The sequence below is a fragment of the Algoriphagus halophilus genome (assembly GCF_900129785.1).
Lineage (GTDB): Bacteria > Bacteroidota > Bacteroidia > Cytophagales > Cyclobacteriaceae > Algoriphagus > Algoriphagus halophilus.
The window spans coordinates 2750091-2769005 of record NZ_FSRC01000001.1; the positions used below are offsets into that span (position 1 = coordinate 2750091).

Here is an 18915-nt window from a genome sequence, read left to right on the forward strand (position 1 = left end):
ATCTACCATGAGTAAACCTTCCAACAGGCTGATCAATAGCCAAAGCCCATATCTTCTACAACATGCTCATAATCCGGTCGACTGGTACCCATGGGGACCTGAAGCCTTGAGAAGAGCCGAACTAGAAAACAAGCCCATTATTGTGTCCATCGGATATTCTGCATGTCATTGGTGTCATGTCATGGAGCGGGAAAGCTTTGAAGATCAGGTCACTGCAGACCTGATGAATGAAAATTTTGTATGCATCAAGATTGACCGGGAAGAACGGCCGGACATAGACAACATCTACATGGATGCGGTGCAGGCCATGGGGCTTCAGGGAGGTTGGCCTTTGAACGTATTTTTGATGCCGAACCAAAAGCCCTTTTATGGTGGCACCTATTTTCCGAATTCCCAATGGAAAAACCTGTTGGCCAACATCGCGGATGCCTTCGCCAAACATGAAGATCAACTGGCAGAAAGTGCCGCCGGTTTTGGTATCAGTATTTCCAAAAAAGAAACAGAGAAATATGGAATTGTTCCTGGAGATGTGGAATTAGATCCAGATGATCTAGCTGAAATCGTTACCAAATTGAGCAGCCAATTTGATCCTGATTGGGGTGGAATGAACCGGATTCCTAAATTCCCCATGCCTGCAATCTGGAATTTTATATTGGACTATGCCTTGTTGAGCAACAGCCAAGTTTTAATCGAAAAGGTTCTGTTTACACTTCGCAAAATCGGTATGGGTGGAATATACGATCATCTCCGAGGGGGTTTTGCCCGCTATTCGGTAGATGGTGAATGGTTTGCCCCCCATTTTGAAAAGATGCTTTATGACAACGGCCAATTATTGGAACTCTATGCCAAGGCCTATCAAGTAAGCAAAGAAGATTTTTTCCTGGAGAAAGTAAATGAAACCATCCAGTGGCTTTCGGAAGAAATGCTACAAGAAGAAGGAGCTTTTCAAGCAGCGCAAGACGCCGATAGCGAGGGAGTGGAAGGAAAATTCTACACTTGGTCTTATCAGGAACTTGAACAGGTCATTCCAGAACACCTTGCCTGGTTCGCAGAACTTTACAACTTGAAGTCCACTGGTAATTGGGAAGAAGGTGTGAATATTTTATTCCAGACCTCCACTTACGCTACCGTAGCCGCAAATCATGGAATGACTGAGGAGGAGTTGATTTCAAAGCTGACAAAGGTAAAAAGCCAGTTACTATCGGTAAGGAACCGAAGAATCCACCCCGGAAAAGACGATAAAATTTTGAGTGGCTGGAATGGTTTAATGTCCACAGGCTTAATTCAATCCTATCTTGCAAGCGGAAACCAAGAAGCTTTAAAGCTAGCTATTCAAAACAGGGAATTTATTTCCAAAAAGATGACAGTGGAAGGAAAGTTGTTCCGATCCTATAAAAACGGACAAGCCTATACTCCTGCATTTCTGGAAGATTATGCCGCCCTCATCCGAACAGACCTGATGCTGTTTGAGGCAACCGGTGCTTCCTCCTACCTTGATGCAGCTGTATCCCTGACAAACATTTGCTTGAATGAGTTTTTCGATGAAAGTGATGGGTTCTTCTACTTTAATAACCCAAACTCAGAAAAACTGATAGCCAATAAAAAAGAACTCTTTGACAATGTCATTCCCGCTTCCAATTCTATGATGGCAAGAAATTTACACCGGATTTCTTTGTTTACTTATGATGAAAAATATCAGGAAATGGCCAATAAAATGCTGGGTGGAATGAAGGAGTTAATTCTCAAAGAACCCGGATTTCTTTGCAACTGGGCCAACCTGTATTTGGAAAAACTGGTCCCTACAGCTGAAATCGCCATTGTTGGAAAAGGTGCCAGTCAACTCGCTTCGGAACTGAAACAACAATACCTTGCCAATACGCTTGTGGTCTACTCTGAAGAATTGACAGAAACTGCCCCAATACTTCAGGGTAAAACCCCTGATTCCAAAGGAAATGCTTTAATTTATGTTTGCTTCGACCATGCCTGTCAAAAGCCGGTAAGTACCATCGAAGAAGCAATTTCTCAACTACCCTATTTAGCCTGATTCCTTGGAAAGCTTGATTACCCATCCAGATTTATTCCCAGACGAAGGAAACAACACCTTTGCCGATATCATCTTACCGGTTCCTATTCCAAGGATGTTTACCTATCGGATTCCAACTGCTTTGGTTTCCCAAGTTCAGATTGGAGCTAGAGTCATTGTGCAGTTCGGAAGGAAAAAAGTACTGACAGGAATCATTGGCAAGGTGCACTCAAAACCTCCCAAAGCATACGAAGCAAAACCTATTCTAGACATTTTGGATGAACAACCTACTGTCAACCCGCTCCAAATTCGATTTTGGGTCTGGATGGCAGAATATTATTGTTGCCATATCGGAGAAGTTATGCTGGCGGCATTGCCTTCTGGGCTCAGACTGAGTAGCGAAAGTAAAGTGCAGCTCCATCCTAATTTCGTAGCTGAGGAAAGTCCGTATCCTCTGGATGCACGCGAGGAGCTGATTTTGGAAGCTTTGGAAAACAGGGCGGAGCTCAGCTATGAGGATTGTGAGAAGATTCTGGGTATCAAGACCATCCACCCCATCCTCAAAAGTCTGGTCTATAAGGAAGCCATTCTGATTTTTGAACGGGTTCAGGATAAATACACTCCCAAAGTTGAAACCAGAATTCGTTTAAAGCAGGAAATCGCAGAGGACAAACAATCCCTGGAACAGCTCTTCGAACAACTGTCAGGTAAGGCAAAACAGGAATCTATTTTATTAAAATACCTGCGGGATATCCCCGTTTTTAATAACCCAAGCCTGAATGAAAAAGGCTTGGATAAAGCTTCTTTGTTGGAAGAAGGAGATTCGGAAAGCTCCCTCAAAACACTGATTAAAAATGGTGTCTTTGAGTCCTTTAAGCAGGTAGTCAATCGAATTGATGAAACGGAAGTAACCGCAGGAGAAATCATACTTTCAGAAAGACAGGAACTTGCCATCTCAGAAATCAAGTCCCATTTCGATACTAAATCTACGGTGTTGCTACATGGTATTACTGGAAGTGGAAAAACGGAAATCTATATTCAACTGATCAAAGAAGTATTGGACTCGGGTTCTCAAGTCTTAATGTTGCTCCCAGAAATTGCCTTGACTACTCAAATAGTATCGAGGCTAAAGCAAGTTTTTGGAGGTCAAATGGGCGTTTACCACTCCAAGTATTCGGATAATGAACGCGTAGAAGTCTGGAATGGCGTCATCTCAGGAAGATTCCCTTTTGTGGTGGGTGTACGATCCTCTATCTTTTTGCCATTCGACAGCTTAGGAATGATCATCGTGGATGAGGAACATGAGTCCAGCTACAAGCAGTTTGATCCAGCTCCAAGGTTTCAGGCCCGGGACTCTGCCATCATGTTGGCTTATTTTCATCAGGCAAAAACCTTATTAGGATCAGCCACCCCTTCTTTTGAATCTTATTTTAATGCCACTGAAACTCAAAAATACGGTTTGGTAGAGCTCTCCGAGCGCTATGGAAAATCCAACTTACCTAAATTCCATCTAGCAGACCTTGGAGCCGATAAGCGAAAAAACCTGCTAAAGGTAGACTCCACCAGAATGATGCGTGAAAAAATCCAAGAGGCATTGAGCAAGCAGGAGCAAGTCCTAATTTTCCAGAATAGAAGAGGCTACTCTCCTTACATACAATGTGAAGACTGTGGATGGACAGGACAATGCATTCAGTGCGATGTAAGTCTTACCTATCATCAATTCGCCGAAGAACTGAGATGCCATTATTGCGGCTACAAAGAAAAGGTCCCTACCTCCTGCCCTGCTTGTGGGGGAAGTCATTTAACCACGATGGGAATGGGGACGGAACGGATTGAAGAATCCTTAAGTCTGCTCTTCCCAGAAGCTAGAATCGGAAGAATGGACTTGGATACCACCAGAAGCAAATATGGATATCAAAAATTACTGGATGAATTTGGTTCAGGCCATATAGATATTTTGGTGGGTACCCAAATGATCACCAAAGGACTGGATTTTGGAAATGTCACAGTGGTCGGAGTCTGGGATGGAGATCGGATTTTAAATTTCCCAGATTTCAGGTCGGGAGAACGGGCATACCAACAAATTACCCAAGTAGCAGGTAGAGCCGGAAGAAGGGAAGCCAAAGGAAATGTCATCATCCAAACCAGAAAAGCAGATGAGGCCATCTATCAACAAGTTATTAAAGGTGATTATTTGGAATTTTATCAACATGAAATTCATGAACGAAAAAAATTCTACTATCCTCCCTATGTCAAACTGATCAAAATCACTACCAGGCACAGCGATTTCAAAACTGCAGAAAAAGCTGCCATGGATTTGCATCGACAAATGGCAGGAATCGCGGTGAAGAAGATTGTGTTAGGCCCTGAAAAAGCATTGATTGGAAGAATTAAAAACCAATACCAATTCGAAAGTTTGATCAAGTTGGATCGCTCTGGTGCCTCGCAAACTGAATTCAAAACGCAAATTGCTCAAATTCAGGAACAAATTACGGCTAAACCAGAATTTCGATCGGTGCGGTTTATTGTAGACGTGGACCCTAATTAAGGTTTCAAGCTAGTCGCTTTTCTTGACTCACTTGCTTCTTTTCGAATAAAGCCCAACACATCATCATATCCCTGACTCCCCGTCCAAAAAAACTGAGTAATCATGGGAATATGCTTTTTGTGAGGATAAAACTCGTAGGACACCTCCGCCTCTTCCTCTTCGGCTTTTTCCAAAAACCGGTCGATACTTTCTGAAATGGAAGGATAAGTTCGCTCCCCCTCCAATATCAGTAAAGGGATTTTTTGCCCTTCCAAAAAGTAAATGGGGGAATAGCTTTTCCAAACATCTGGATTCTCCGTAAAGGTTTGGAAATACTTCTTTCCCTCTGATGGATAATCACTCAAAAACCAATGCATATCCAAGCCTGCTGGATCAATCAAAATTCCTCCCTTGATTGGGTTGTCCATACCCAATTCCTCAAAATATTCATTGTTAGTAGATAAAACAGCTGCTAAATGGGCTCCTGCAGAATGTCCCGAAACAAAGATCTGATCTGCGCTTCCTCCATACTTTGCTATATTTTCTTTGGTCCATCGAACAGCCTGGGCAGCAGTTTTGACCATTTCCTCCACCTGGTAATCGGGAGAAAGGGGATAATCTGCAATCACGGTCACAACCTCTCTTCTCGCCATCCTACTTCCCAAAAAATCATAGATCTCCTTTTTGCCACTTTCCCAGCTTCCTCCATACAAAAAGATCATCACAGGAAGACTATCTGCTTTTTTGGGAGAAAATACATTGAGACTTTTTCTTGGAATAGAGGCATCCAAGTCTGAATTGGTGTACTCGAGCCCTTTGTATCGATGCACTCCTTTAAATGCACAGGAATTCAACATCAAGAGCACTAAGACCAAAAAATATCTATAGGTAACTAGGTGGTTCATAGGTGGTGGTAGCCGAAATCAATGACTACTAAAATAACGTAATCTTACGGAATATGGAATTAAAAAATTAAGTGGTTCAATAAAACTGGACTTATCCCATAATTGTCCTTATTTTCAGGTAAGCAAAATCCAACTTTCCACTCAAAGGATCCCTATGAGAAAATTCAGCTTTGAGTACATGAGCTTCCCAACAATTTTATTGTCCGGGCTTCTCTTCTTTATTTTTTCCTGTAGCAATGGTTCCGGAGAACGAATCAGCCCAGAAGTAAAGTCCATTACCGAATCAGTCTATGCCTCCGGCAATATCAAAGCCATTGATCAATACGATGCATTTACCAATGCAAGTGGCCCAATCCAAGAGATTTTTGTGGAAGAAGGAGATTCAGTAGCTATTGGAACTCCCCTATTGGCAGTATTCAGTGAGCGCGAAAAACTCAGCAGGGAAAATGCGGAACTCGCCAAATCCTATGCAGACCTACAAGCCAACCAATCACGGCTTCGAGACCTGCAACTCTCCATTGACCTTAATAAAAGCAAGATGCAAAATGACTCCTTGCTGTATGTTCGACAAAAAAGCCTACATGATCAAAACATTGGCACTGAGATAGAATTCGAGCAAAAAAAGCTGAACTGGGAAAATTCAAAGACAGCCTATGAGTCTGCTTTGATCCGATATAATGACCTCAAACGTGAAATTGAATTCAATTCCAGCAGTGCTTCCAAAAATTTAGCCATCAGCAAGGTCCTAGAAAGTGATTATGTGTTAAAAAGTAAGATCAACGGAAAAGTGTATGCGCTCTTGAAAGAAAGAGGTGAAATGGTGACTCCACAGGTGGCATTGGCGGTTCTGGGGAGTGCGGATGAATTCCTCTTAGAACTTCAAGTGGATGAATACGACATTTCGAAAGTAGAGGTAGGACAACGGGTTTCTGTTTCCATGGACAGCTATAAAGGGCAGGTATTCGAAGCGGTGGTGAGTAAAATCTACCCTTTGATGGATATGCAAAGCAAAAGTTTTAAAGTAGAAGCTAAATTCACCAGATCGCCTCCACAGCTATATCCCAATCTCACCTTGGAAGCAAATATCATTACGGAAGTAAAAGATCAGGCCTTGGTGATCCCTAGAGCCTATTTGATTGCAGATTCCCTGGTAGTCAATGAAAATGAAGACACCCTACTTGTCAAAGTCGGAATCAGAAATTATCAATTCGCAGAGATCCTGGAGGGAATTGATGCATCCACTGTTTTATTGAAACCTGCCTTATGAAATGGGGCTTGATCATAGAGATTTCCCAGGCTTTGATGACAGCCAGGCTAAAGCAAACCCTGGTGGCTGCAATTGGAGTCACCTTTAGCATCACCATGTTTGTAACCTTGCTGGGTTTTATGAATGGACTCAACGAGATGCTTGATGGTTTGGTATTAAACCGGACTCCTCATATCAGATTTTACAATGAAATCAAGCCTAACCCCGATCAACCGGTAGATATCAGCGATGAATTTTCCAATTCATTAAACTTCATCCGCTCCATCCGGCCAAGTACCAGCAGACTTTCTATTTATAACAGTGAGTCCATCATGCAGGCTTTGGAAGAAGATCCAAGGGTGACTGGAATCAGTCCCAAAATTTCCGCCCAAGTGTTTTTCAATGTTGGAACCATAGATATCACAGGTGTGGTAAACGGAATTGATGTAGAGAAGGAAGCAGAGTTGTTTGCTTTCCAAGATTATGTGACTACCGGAGATTATGAGGACCTCAAACAAACCAATAGCATTATCCTAGGTAAAGGAGCTGCCGATCGGATGTTGGCAGATATTGGAGATGTAATCCAAGCCACCACCGCCAATGGAAATAAAATCCAATTGAAAGTAGTGGGCTATTACCAATCTGGACTGGGAGATTATGACAACGCCAATAGTTTCGCCAGTATCTCTACAGTGCAAAAGATGCTGGGAGAACCTTCCTCCTACATCACGGACATTCAAATCAAACTTACGAATTTAGACCTGGCCCCTTCCATGGCGAAAGAATACCGGGAAATTTTCGGGATCGATGCGGATGATATCCAAACGGTCAACGCTCAGTTTGAAACGGGGACCTACATCCGAACTCTGATCAGCTATGCAGTGGGGATTACCTTATTAGTGGTTTCTGGCTTTGGGATATACAATATTCTCAACATGATGATTTATGAGAAATTGGACACCATTGCCATCCTGAAAGCCATTGGATTCAATTCCCAAGACGTAAAGAGGATTTTTATCAGCATTGCCTTGGTGATCGGAGTGGTAGGTGGAAGTATTGGCTTGGTCTTGGGATTCCTGGCCTGTTTGGGCATAGAACGAATCCCGTTCGAAACAGAAGCATTGCCAACCATCAAGACTTTCCCGGTAGATTTTAATGTGAAATACTATTTAATCGGGGGGATTTTCAGTGTAGTTACCACCTACTTCGCCGGGTATTTCCCAGCCAGAAAAGCCAGTGGTGTGGATCCCGTAGATATTATCAGAGGAAAATGAGTCTGGAAAAGAAAAGCGTTTTAGAAGCGAAAGACATCGATAAATACTTCTTTAACCCGGTCAAAACCCAGGTCTTAAAGAAAGTGACCTTTCGAATCAACCGGGGAGAGTTTGTCTCGGTGGTGGGTAAATCGGGTTGTGGAAAATCTACGCTCCTGTATATCCTTTCCACCATGGACACGGCATTTGACGGGAAATTATGGATGGATCAGGAATTGATATCCGGAAAACCTGCCAACTACCTAGCCAAGCTTCGAAATGAAAAAATCGGATTTGTTTTTCAGTTTCACTACCTGCTCAATGAATTCTCTGTATTGGAGAACATTATGATTCCGGGATTGAAACTTGGGAAGTATTCCCGACAGGAACTGGAACATCGGGCTATGGAGAAGCTCAAGATTTTTGAAATGGAGGACCATGCCTTGAAAAAAGCCTACCAACTCTCAGGGGGACAAAAGCAACGGGTTGCCATTGCACGTGCCCTAATTAACGACCCCCTGTTGATCATGGGAGATGAACCAACCGGAAATCTGGACAAAAAGAATTCCGACATTGTATATAACAAGTTCAAGGAATTGGCTCAGGAATTCGGACAGACCATGTTGATCGTCACCCACGATACCGAATTCGCTTCCGGAACCGATCGTATCATCGAAATGGAAGATGGAAGGGTGATTAGAGGACACTGAGGGGTTTCTGTTGACTGTCTCAGTTATCAGGAGGCAGTCTGCCTACCAAAGGTAAGTCGCAGGGAACAGGAACGTTATTTCCATCGTCGTTGCGAGGAGGAACGACGAAGCCACCTCATGGATTAAAAATGGAATTGCCCCCTCGTCGTTCCTCCTCCTCACAATGACGGTATGAAACCAAAAGTACTAAACAGCAGGTTCCTGCTGGCTCAGGCAATGAAAACTACCCAAACCCCATATGATATCCAGTGAATCCACTCCCACTACCTTACGATCTTTGAAGCAATCACTCAATATATCCAATGCTTTTTGGTCATTTTTATCCCGGAAAGTCGGCACAACCACTGCTTCATTGGCGATGTAAAAATTCGCATAGGAAGCAGGCAATCGCTGGTCTTCATAGTATTTCGCTTCTGGCATCGGCAACTCCACAATGTTCAACTGCTTGCCATCTTCCAAACGCATTTGCTTTAACTCCTGTAGGTTCTCCTCCAGCAACAAATGGTTTTCATCCAACTTATTCTCCTCCACCACGGTCACCACGGTATCGGTATTTACAAAGCGGGTGATGTCATCTATATGACCATCCGTATCATCTCCCACAATCCCATCTCCTACCCAAAGGATATGACTGACTCCGTAATAATCACACAAGTATTTCTCGATCTGAGCTTGAATCAGGTGTGGATTTCTGTTTTCATTTAAGAGACAAGCTCGGGAAGTCAACAGCGTTCCTTTGCCATTGAACTCTACCGATCCGCCCTCCATGACAATTCCAGGTGTAAAGCAAGGAATCCCCAAGTATTCCGCAATGCGGTATGGAATCTGATTGTCCAGGTCATGGGGAGGATATTTATTCCCCCAGGCATTGTAATTCCATTTCACCAAGGCTTTCTTTTCCTCCGCATTGGGATTGATCAGAAATGCTGGCCCATGATCTCGGCACCAGGCATCGTTGGTTGGAAAGAAATGAAATTTGATTTTGCTTAGGTCAGCTCCTGCTTGTTCCAGCTGGGCTACCGCAAAAGCCTTCATGGCTTCATCAGCTACGTTGATATTCACGACCTCCCCTTTGGCGACGATCTTGATAAACTCGCTGTAGGCTGGATAAATCGTATGAATTTTGCCCGGCCAGGATTCCTCCTTATGTGGCCAACTCAACCATGTAGCAGTATGGGGTGCGAATTCGGCGGGGAAATAATATCCCAGTTCCGCGGGAGTCATTTCTCCGGTATTCGCTAATTCAAAAATGTTTGACATGTGGTCCTATTCTTCGTCCAGGAATCGTTTGGTAATCGGCTGATATGAATCAATTCTTCGATCTCTCAAGAAAGGCCAGTGCGTCCTGTATCGGTCGGAACTTGCAAAATCCAGTTCCTCTACATGGATTTGCTCCTCTTCGTGGCTGGCTTTGAAGATCACTCTTCCAAAAGGATTTGAAACAAAAGATCCTCCCCAGAATTTCATATCCCCTTCGATCCCGCAACGGTTCACGGATACTACAGGAATACCATTTGCCACTGCATGGGATCGCTGAATCGTTTGCCAAGCACCGTATTGTTCGTCATTGGTGAGGCCATCCTGATCTTTGTGCCAACCAATTGCTGTAGGATACACCAAGAAATCCGCTCCTTTCAAAGCCGTGATTCTTGCTGCTTCCGGATACCACTGATCCCAGCAGATCAAGACTCCGATATTCCCGAACCTGGTATTGAATACTTTATAACCCAAGTCGCCAGGTGTAAAGTAAAACTTCTCAAAATAGCCCGGATCATCCGGAATATGCATTTTGCGATACTTACCAAGGTAAGAACCGTCCGCATCTAATACTGCAGTGGTATTGTGGTACAACCCTTCTGCTCTTTTCTCAAAAAGGGAAGCTACGATGACCACTCCAAGTTCTTTTGCCAAGGCGCCAAAGGTATCTGTTGAGGGACCTGGGATGGCTTCGGCCAACTTGAAGTTTTCATAATCTTCTACATCACAAAAATACAGGGAACGGAACAGCTCCTGAAGGACCACCACTTGTGCGCCTTGGGAAGCCGCTTGGCGAACCCCGGCAATGGTTTTTTCAAGATTTGCTTCCACATCAGCAGAACAGCTCAACTGGACCAAGCCCACTTTTACAGTTTTATTTGCCACTATTGATCGTTTTTATGGTTAAGAGAACAAAGATACTGGATGAGGCAGCAATCCCAAAATATTAATCATCATTGCCTTCCAACTCTCAATACTTGGCTGACGGCAATCCTACCATTTTATCGTGATTGCTCCTTTTCGCCGACGGAGGAAGGAGAAGAACCAACCTGCTATGCTGTCCCGTTACCATCCCATTCCTCTAGGTGTAGTTTAAAACTTCATCTTCCCATCCAAAAGGATTTGAAATTCAACCCAATTTGAAATTGAACCCAAAAATAATGGGATCTTCAAGACAGCACAGGACGACCCAAGGAGTAAGTTTTTATAACTACTGTGATCCAAATTATTATTATGAATAAATCAACCTGTTTATTCCTTGTCCTGATTGCTCTTCTTCCATTTGAAGTCCAGCCCTTATTTGCTCAAGGGAATAACGCAGCCGTGGACCCGGATTCTCCTGTTATAAGCTTCGGCCCTACTCCCAAAGAAGCCCTTTTATTAGGTGAGAAGGATGCTGGCCGGCTGGTAATTATCGATCCGGAAACATTGGAAGTGGTCGCTCGCATTCCAGCAGGAGGAAATCTTCATGAATTGGCAACCGATGGGCGATACGTATACCTTGGCTCAAATCTTCCAGGAATCACGGTGGTGGATGCGATGGAGCAAAAACGGGTAGAAAGCATTGACATCAGTCCTTTCGGAAACCGTCATGCGATTACCTTCGCAGGTAAGCATCTCTACATTGGCCATGAGACCAATCGCCTGATTTCGCGTTATGACCCGGGTACCAAAACCATAGACGAAGTCATCGGTCTCCCCGGTGGATCTCACATGCTCATCGTCACTCCCGATGAACAGCGAATCTTCACTGCTAGCAGCAATGGCAGGCTGATCTCCATTATCGACCGGGTAAGCAATGAAAGGGGAAGGAAAAATTTTGTCTTTACCAATTTTCCGGGTGACACCCGAATGGAAGGCATGGCGCTTTCACCAGACGGTACCGAATTTTGGGTCCTTCATATGCATGCGAAAAAACTATCCATCATCAATGTCTCACAAATGAAATTGATCGATACGATTTCTTTTGAAGGTGGATTGAATAACCGTATCAAATTTACGAAAAACGGAAAATACGTATTGATGAATGAGCTGCAGGGAAAGGAGCTGCGTGTCTGGGATGTAGCCACAAGAAAAGAAGTAAAAGGTATTGACGTAGGTGCCGGTGGTGAAGGCATACTCATCGATCCCGTTCGACCACGGGCATACTATGCAGTAAGCGCTGGGAATAAGTTGGTCGTAATTGACACCAATACCATGACCGTGATCAAAGAAATACCAGGCTTTGAGAATCCTGATGGGATGGATTGGTTTAGTGCTCAGTAGGGTTTGATGGCTTCTAATTTGTACGCTCTTCAGGATGACAAATCCTGAATTGGACCGAAAGTAAGGATTGGGCTAGATTAAGAAGTAAAACCTATGCTTTATCGCCTTTTTTACATTTCTTTCAAACAATTGATTACCAATAATTTAATTTTAGCTTCTTTCTAATAGAATGGGTAACTTATGGAAACTGGAGCGAGATTTTTTTCACTACCAGACCAATCCCTGCCTGATTTTCCAGGGGGCGAAATCCGAAAAGCCAAATGAGTAGGAATCACTTTTAACCCAACACCCCATGCCAACAGTAGTAATGCGCCATAAAGTAGGCGATTTTGACACCTGGATGAAAGGTCATCCAGACCGGGTAGAGATCTTCTCCAAATTCGGCACCAGTTTCCAGACGTTTCAGGATACAGAGGATCCTAATTCCATTGTTTTGGTGGCTGAAGTGATTGATTTAAAAAAAATGCAGGAAGTTTTGGGAGACCCCGAAGTCATGCAAAAAGTGGCTATCGAAAAGCACAGCGTTCTCTTACCGGTGGTGGTCTCCATGCCCGTCCCAGTATAAGATTTCAAGCCTTTCCGAAAGTTACCTGGCTTAATTTTAGTATAAAAAGGATCCAGTCTGGATCCTTTTTATTGTTAGTCCTCTTTTTTGATTCCGATGATAGTATATTTCCCCGTTAAGTTTCCGCACTTCAGGATTTGCAACCCTAAAGTAGATCAAACATAAGTTTAGGACAGGAAAAATAATTTCATTCCATCCAAACTAAAAATCTATTCCTTCGGTTGAAACGTTTTAAGATGTAAACCCATGTGCCATGTCCATTACCAATGAATTTGAATTAGCAGGAATGAAAAAGGCCAGTGAAGCGGTCGCCTGTACCTTGAAAGAAATGACTGCCTATGCCCGTCCAGGTATCTCTACTAAAGAATTGGATGAGTTTGGAGCAAAAGTTTTGGCGGATTTTGGAGCAAAGTCTGCTCCCTTTTTAACTTATGGGTTCCCCGGATTTACCTGTATCAGCGTGAACCAGGAGTTTTGTCATGGGATTCCTTCCCTGAGAAGAATTTTACAGGAAGGGGATTTGGTGAATATTGACGTTTCGGCGGAGTTGGATGGGTTTTGGTCAGACAATGGGAACTCCTTTGTCTTGGGGCCTGATATCCATGGACATCAGGATTTGGTAAATGCTTCCAAAGAGATCTTACAGAAAGCTATCTCACATATCAAGGGAGGAATCAGGATTTCGGATGTAGGCCATTTGATGGAAACAGAAGCCAAAAAAAGAGGCTACAGAGTCATCAAAAACCTCACTGGTCATGGCGTGGGCAGAAGCTTGCACGAGGAGCCTTCAGAAATCGCCAATTATAGAGACAAGTTCAACCGTACCCGCTTTAAGAAAAATTCGGTGGTAGCGATCGAAACTTTTATTGCCACAGAATCTACCTATGCGGACACGCTATCGGATGGCTGGACCATGGTAGGAAATAAAGGTGGTTTTATGGCACAGCATGAACATACCATTATGGTTACTGAAAACGCTCCTCTGATATTAACAGAAATGAATGGGCTTTGGGATTGAACCTTAGTGCAAACATCCTTTTGTTAAAATTTTTCTATTTGGTTAAATGTACTCTTGGCACCAAACAGACTACCTGAATCCCAGCAAATAAACAGTATATGGGTAAATAAATACCTTACCCTTTGTAAATAGATACTCTGAATTTGCCTTTCAAATTATATACTTTGGCCGATGGATCTACATCCTTATAAAATTGAGCGTTAACAACCCCTTCCATAATATTGTTCACCTCATCAAATTTGGTGATTTCAATGGAAGTAGTTAGATCTTCAGGTTCGGGGTTTACGTTTGGGCCATTATACCCCGTCACATAGGTTTGACCATTTACTGCCATGGCGTAATTCGTCACCTTCTTGAACACTCCTACCTTGGCCTCTTCATTTAAATGGAACTCAAAATACAGGCAATCCCTTCCTGGACTTGTTCCACAATTATTGGAAAATGTAACTGCCAACGGGCCTGAAAAGAAATTATAAAACATAAAGTTCATTCCTTGACTTGGGTCAGCCAAATACTCAAAACCACCTTGTGGAACCAAATCAGCAATTTTAATTGCTGATCTATAGGAGATTCCATCCAATGTAAACTCAAAAAATAGCTCCTCATCTTCAACCGGTTTTGACTCCTCAGACTCGGAACAACCCATTAAGAAAATAAAAGCGAAAAGCACTTTCGCGAGGTTTAGAATCATTGATTTTTTGGCCATAAATGGGAACGCTTGAGAAGGGTTAATTTGGCCAAATGTAAATGGAATTAAACACCTACAAAATACCCAAATGTGGGTATTTTGTAGGTGTTTTTTGATATAAAACCTAAGATCTAATCAAAGGATAATTCGAGATTAAACATCCGCTTGGTGAAGATTGATTTTACGCCTTCTTATTCGTTGTTCAGGAATTGGAATCCTGAAGTTGGCCATCAGGTTTTTCCTTAACCTTTTCTTTTGAAACGTAAGAGGCCTAGGGGATTGAACTATTGAATAGGGCAGTACTTTAAACCTTAAACCCCTTCATTGCCGCAAGGGTGGTAATCCATACGATCATACAAGAAATAAATATTCCTGCTGCATTGGCAAAAAAAGCCTTTCTCCGGTCTAGTCCAAAAAGAAAACTGGCAATTGTTCCGGCATATACTCCAGTTCCAGGAAAGGGAATAGAAACAAATACCATTAGGCCCCAAAACCCATATTTTTCCACATTTTTACCAGCACCTGCCTTGGTCCGGCGCCCTACAAAAATGGCTGCCTTTTTATAGTGGTACCATTTAAGCAGGTAACGGTTGACTACCTGGAGAAAAAAATTCATCACCGGAAAGACCAGAATGTTTGCCACAAAACAGCAAACAAACGTCAAGTAAATATTCACTCCATTGAGTAACGCATAAGGAATTCCGAATTTTGCTTCTCCAAAAGGCGATACGCTCCAGAGCATGGAAATAAATAGATCTATAAACACTGATAATTGGAAGAAAGTGGCAAATGAGGCCGCATTGATGGTGATTAATTCAAAATGACGTTTACTGAAGATTCAAAAATTGAAGGAGGGGTTTACTTGATTTTACCTTTGCCCTCTTCCTTTTTGTTGTTCCTCAGAAAACAAGTCGTCAGCCTTAACGGATTTGAAATTCGAATGGATACAAATGTCCGATAAAAAATTGCATGCTTTATCATTCATCTTCCTTATGCTTAAAACCAGAGGAACAATCCTTGCTTTTTTTACATTTTTCAATTATGATTTCCTTTTTAATTGTTCGGAGAAAACAGTACGAGTTTTTCCGTGAATCCAAGACTACTTATTTGAAAAGAAGCTTTTGTATCTTTAATCTACTGGAGATCGAATCTTAGGAATCACAGGGCTTCACTAAACTTTTTCACATCATGGCAACCAAACAACAAGAGTTATCCCGGGCTCGAATTAAGCGGTTGAAAGCTCAAGGTTATTTAAACCATACGGATGGCGAAATCTGTGAACTGGCTTTTGGCCATCGATTTGCCCTGATTTCCTGCACGACCTTGGTAGGTATCGGTGTAGCTGCCGCCAATGTACCGATTTTGGTGGGCATGGCTTTCGTAGCACTAGGTGGAATTATTCTCCCCTATCATCCCTTTGATTATATCTATAATTATTTTCTGAGCAGCCCCCTCAAAAGACGAAAGATCCCTCCCCGTTCCAAACAATTGAAGTTCGCCTGCACTATTGCAGCCATAGGGTTATCCCTTACTGCATGGTTGTTTTACCATGGCCAAAACCTTGCAGGATACCTAGTTGGGGGGTCTCTTTTTTTGGTGGCCTTGACCGTTAGTACCACTGATTTCTGCATTCCCTCCAAGATCTACAATTTTCTTTTTAAGGTAAAAGTTGAGTAAATAAGCTGCTTTACTAGTATTTTTTGACCTAACTCGCTTTTCCGGGTATGTAATCCCGAAGGTTATCATGTAGAATCCACACTTAAAAACTTCTTAATTGATGAGTAAATAAGGTTTTCAAGTCAAGTTTTACCCACTTTTTGTCAATACTAAGAATGCACCTTCCAAATCGGTATAAACTGCAAAAAACCTTTATTTCTTTGGTAATAACTGCGATACGATCTGCCTGATTGTTACTTAACTTATTCCTATCAAAATCCCCAATAGATATGAAAAAGGCAGGATTAATACTAGGAATAATTGTCACTGGCATTCTATCAGGATGTAATATCGCAGATGACTTTGAAGATCTCTTTGAGCCCGTATTGATTTATGGGCAATCTGCCCTTGGCGGAGGAAGTTATAACTGGCCAAATGGCATTAATGGACCTTATCAAGATGCTCCATTTAAATTGGATTCAGCCACTTATTTGGGAAATACCGGATTGACTTTATGGACTTCCTTTGATTACAGTAAATGGGAACAAGCTACATCAGGAGAGATTCATGTCAGTTATTGGGATAATGATGCTCTTGATCCCGTTGGGGATTCGAAGGAACATTCAACTGAATATCTACCCGACACAAGCATCAATGATTTCGGAGAGATCTTTCTAGTTTTTCCAATAGAAATAACTGACTTGAAACCTCAAACCAACTATGAGTTTTGCCTCAATCTTCATTTAGTAAGTGATTTTCAAACTTCCTCTTTTGGAAGCCCTTGTGCAACCTTCATAACTTCTCAATAATTGGTTGAAGATTACCAGAGGAGGAAAAGAACACCCAATGAATTAAACTCACTTTTATTCCGAAACTTCCAGGGGCTCCTTAAAAAATAGGAGTCTCGCAGTGACAGAAAAATGAGACGTTGTTTAGGCAGAATGTTTCCAAAATAGATTAACTCTTTGCTAAATTGAATGCTTCTCTCAAACGGTCCTCAAAAATATGCGTACCCGACTTTTCCTCTTTTTAATTCTTTTTCCACTCTTTTCAATAGCCCAAAATAAGATCACCCCTCTACAGATTCCGGAAAGAAATCCAGATGCAGAGACTGGTTCGGAATTTATGCAGCGAATGATCCCTTTGAAATTAGAAGAACGGGAAGAGGAAATTTTCAAAGCTTTAGCCTCTGGAAATATGCCTGATTTCCTGAGAGAACCGATCCGGCTGACCTCTATGTTTACGGACGCTCTTGGCCAAACCCATGACCTGATATACGAGGTACTACCCGATTACTTGGCTATTGGAAGTAATGAAGATTACTGCCGCATCCCAATGAATCCACATACTGCCCAAGGTTTAGCGGATGCTTTCGGAGCTTCTTTGATCACGGCAAAAATCAGTGATCAAATCTATCAACATGCCGAGGTAAAACTGGATCCTTATTTCTACAAACCTGTAGGTCGAGAAAATGAAAGCGTGGAGAAGTTTATCCTACACAATACCCAAATAGAACAGCAAAAGAAGGAAGCGCAAGGACAAAACGGTCAGCTGATTGCCGGAATAAAAAAGGATGTAATCCTTTCCAACCGACTGGCAAACTCCCCCAGTAAGGTCGTGATTTACGGTTGGCATAAACTTGATGGCCTCCCGATCCAACCTATATACAGTGGCCATGTAGATTGGTATGTGGATTACAGTCATGGCATCCGACTGATGAACCAAGAGCTGATCTTAGATGGAGAACTTACCACCGTTTCCAAGATCCTCGGCGATTCTGTTTTATTTCAACTGCTTAGTGATGAGGATGGCCCCTTGGTTCAAATGAGGTATCAAAAGACTCCCGATTAATTCATTTCCTGCCAGAAAATCCAGGTACAGATTTTGAACCGGATGATTCACCCAAATCATTTCTTTACTTGTTCCACTGAAAAATCATGAGGCTTATTTTTATTCTTGTGCTCCTCCATTTCAGCTCAATCACTTTTGCTCAATCAAATTGGAATCAACCTTTTGAGGAATGCGGATTAAAGGGAAGCACCACCATCTATGATTATCAGAAAAAAAAATGGTTGAGTAGTGATATCGAAGACAGCCAAGTACAGACACTTCCTGCCTCTACATTCAAACTTGTCAATACACTGATCGCATTAGATACCAAGGCAGTAGAGAATGAAGATGAGATCATTCCTTGGATCGATGATTATGATACCGTGAAATATGGTCACCGCCCCAATATATACCATAGCATGAGCATGAAAGAGGCTTTTAGACTCTCTGCAGGCTGGGCTTATATTGAATTGGCCAAAAAAATTGGGAAGTCCAAGTACAGGGAATACCTGACCGCAATTGATTATGGCAATGTGGATTTATCCATTGAAGAAGATGATTTTTGGAATTTTGGGGATTTTGGGATTTCTCCAGCCAACCAAATCAAAGTACTCCTCGGTATTTATGAAGAGACGCTCCCCTTTTCTGGGCAGTCATTTCAAACGCTGAAAGAAATGATGATTGAAGAAAGAACTGACGAATATATCATTCGAGCTAAAACTGGGTGGACACGTGATGGGGGTAAAGACACCGGTTGGTGGGTAGGGTACCTCGAGACCTCTGACGATGTCTACTTTTTTGCTACTCGGCTAATCAAAGACCGATCAGAAAACAACCCAAACTTTGGTGCTTGCCGGAAAAGCATTACCAAAGAAATTTTCAAGCAATTTGGTGTTCTTTAATTACTGGAATTTACCCAAATGCCAACTTAAACCAGCTTATGGGAAGAAGGATCTTCAGGATTTAAAGTAT

The 18915-nt window shown here is 42.4% G+C and carries 17 protein-coding genes; 12 read left to right on the forward strand and 5 right to left on the reverse strand.

Annotated features, from left to right (window positions below):
• Window positions 1-7: 7 nt before the first annotated feature.
• Window positions 8-2044, forward strand: a complete 2037-nt coding sequence (locus tag BUR11_RS11430) for a thioredoxin domain-containing protein (protein ID WP_074224938.1) — start codon at window positions 8-10, stop codon at window positions 2042-2044.
• Window positions 2045-2048: 4 nt separating this feature from the next.
• Window positions 2049-4571, forward strand: a complete 2523-nt coding sequence (priA, locus tag BUR11_RS11435) for a replication restart helicase PriA (protein ID WP_074224939.1) — start codon at window positions 2049-2051, stop codon at window positions 4569-4571.
• Here the strand turns inward: priA and BUR11_RS11440 are convergent.
• Complete coding sequence (locus BUR11_RS11440; RefSeq protein WP_074224940.1) at window positions 4568-5455, reverse strand: alpha/beta hydrolase; 888 nt, start codon at window positions 5453-5455, stop codon at window positions 4568-4570. The genes priA and BUR11_RS11440 overlap by 4 nt on opposite strands.
• A gap of 154 nt (window positions 5456-5609) precedes the next feature.
• Between BUR11_RS11440 and BUR11_RS11445 the strand changes: the two genes are divergently transcribed.
• Genes BUR11_RS11445 through BUR11_RS11455 form a run of 3 tightly spaced genes read left to right on the forward strand, consistent with a single transcriptional unit; the run spans window position 5610 to window position 8664 of the window.
• Complete coding sequence (locus BUR11_RS11445) at window positions 5610-6722, forward strand: efflux RND transporter periplasmic adaptor subunit (protein WP_084560938.1); 1113 nt, start codon at window positions 5610-5612, stop codon at window positions 6720-6722.
• The gene (locus BUR11_RS11450; RefSeq protein ID WP_074224942.1) at window positions 6719-7975 is read left to right on the forward strand and encodes an ABC transporter permease; all 1257 of its coding nucleotides are present in this window, start codon (window positions 6719-6721) and stop codon (window positions 7973-7975) included. The genes BUR11_RS11445 and BUR11_RS11450 overlap by 4 nt, the downstream gene beginning before the upstream one ends.
• The gene (locus tag BUR11_RS11455) at window positions 7972-8664 is read left to right on the forward strand and encodes an ABC transporter ATP-binding protein (protein ID WP_074224943.1); all 693 of its coding nucleotides are present in this window, start codon (window positions 7972-7974) and stop codon (window positions 8662-8664) included. Before BUR11_RS11450 ends, BUR11_RS11455 begins: the two co-directional genes overlap by 4 nt.
• A 186-nt stretch (window positions 8665-8850) precedes the next feature.
• Here the strand turns inward: BUR11_RS11455 and BUR11_RS11460 are convergent, their stop codons facing one another.
• A complete protein-coding gene (locus BUR11_RS11460) occupies window positions 8851-9924 on the reverse strand; it encodes an agmatine deiminase family protein (protein ID WP_084560939.1) in 1074 nt (357 codons plus the stop codon).
• A gap of 6 nt (window positions 9925-9930) precedes the next feature.
• Window positions 9931-10806, reverse strand: coding sequence for a carbon-nitrogen hydrolase (locus BUR11_RS11465; protein WP_074224944.1), 876 nt, complete (start codon window positions 10804-10806; stop codon window positions 9931-9933).
• Window positions 10807-11154: 348 nt separating this feature from the next.
• Here BUR11_RS11465 and BUR11_RS11470 point away from each other — a divergent pair, with 348 nt between their 5' ends.
• The 3 genes from BUR11_RS11470 to map all read left to right on the forward strand — a co-directional run bounded on the left by BUR11_RS11470 (window position 11155) and on the right by map (window position 13769).
• Entirely contained in the window at window positions 11155-12186 is a 1032-nt protein-coding gene (locus BUR11_RS11470; protein WP_074224945.1) for a YncE family protein, read from the forward strand.
• 292 nt (window positions 12187-12478) lie between these two features.
• Window positions 12479-12751: a hypothetical protein gene (locus tag BUR11_RS11475; RefSeq protein ID WP_074224946.1), complete on the forward strand. Its 273-nt coding sequence runs from the start codon at window positions 12479-12481 to the stop codon at window positions 12749-12751.
• Window positions 12752-13004: 253 nt separating this feature from the next.
• Window positions 13005-13769 carry a type I methionyl aminopeptidase gene (map, locus tag BUR11_RS11480; protein WP_074224947.1) on the forward strand — a complete coding sequence of 255 codons (765 nt, stop codon included), beginning with the start codon at window positions 13005-13007 and terminating at the stop codon, window positions 13767-13769.
• Window positions 13770-13884: 115 nt separating this feature from the next.
• On the opposite strand, the gene BUR11_RS11485 is transcribed toward map, so the two are convergent.
• Both BUR11_RS11485 and BUR11_RS11490 read right to left on the reverse strand, forming a co-directional pair.
• Window positions 13885-14475 carry a hypothetical protein gene (locus BUR11_RS11485; RefSeq protein WP_074224948.1) on the reverse strand — a complete coding sequence of 197 codons (591 nt, stop codon included), beginning with the start codon at window positions 14473-14475 and terminating at the stop codon, window positions 13885-13887.
• A gap of 286 nt (window positions 14476-14761) precedes the next feature.
• Complete coding sequence (locus BUR11_RS11490; protein ID WP_074224949.1) at window positions 14762-15199, reverse strand: COG2426 family protein; 438 nt, start codon at window positions 15197-15199, stop codon at window positions 14762-14764.
• A 446-nt stretch (window positions 15200-15645) separates the two neighbouring features.
• Between BUR11_RS11490 and BUR11_RS11495 the strand changes: the two genes are divergently transcribed.
• From BUR11_RS11495 to BUR11_RS11510, 4 genes are all read left to right on the forward strand, one after another.
• Window positions 15646-16134, forward strand: a complete 489-nt coding sequence (locus tag BUR11_RS11495; RefSeq protein WP_074224950.1) for a DUF4395 family protein — start codon at window positions 15646-15648, stop codon at window positions 16132-16134.
• A 269-nt stretch (window positions 16135-16403) separates the two neighbouring features.
• Window positions 16404-16922: a hypothetical protein gene (locus tag BUR11_RS11500; RefSeq protein WP_074224951.1), complete on the forward strand. Its 519-nt coding sequence runs from the start codon at window positions 16404-16406 to the stop codon at window positions 16920-16922.
• 196 nt (window positions 16923-17118) lie between these two features.
• Window positions 17119-17964: a hypothetical protein gene (locus BUR11_RS11505; protein WP_074224952.1), complete on the forward strand. Its 846-nt coding sequence runs from the start codon at window positions 17119-17121 to the stop codon at window positions 17962-17964.
• Between the two features lie 86 nt (window positions 17965-18050).
• Window positions 18051-18845 carry a penicillin-binding transpeptidase domain-containing protein gene (locus BUR11_RS11510; protein ID WP_074224953.1) on the forward strand — a complete coding sequence of 265 codons (795 nt, stop codon included), beginning with the start codon at window positions 18051-18053 and terminating at the stop codon, window positions 18843-18845.
• Window positions 18846-18915: the final 70 nt, after the last annotated feature.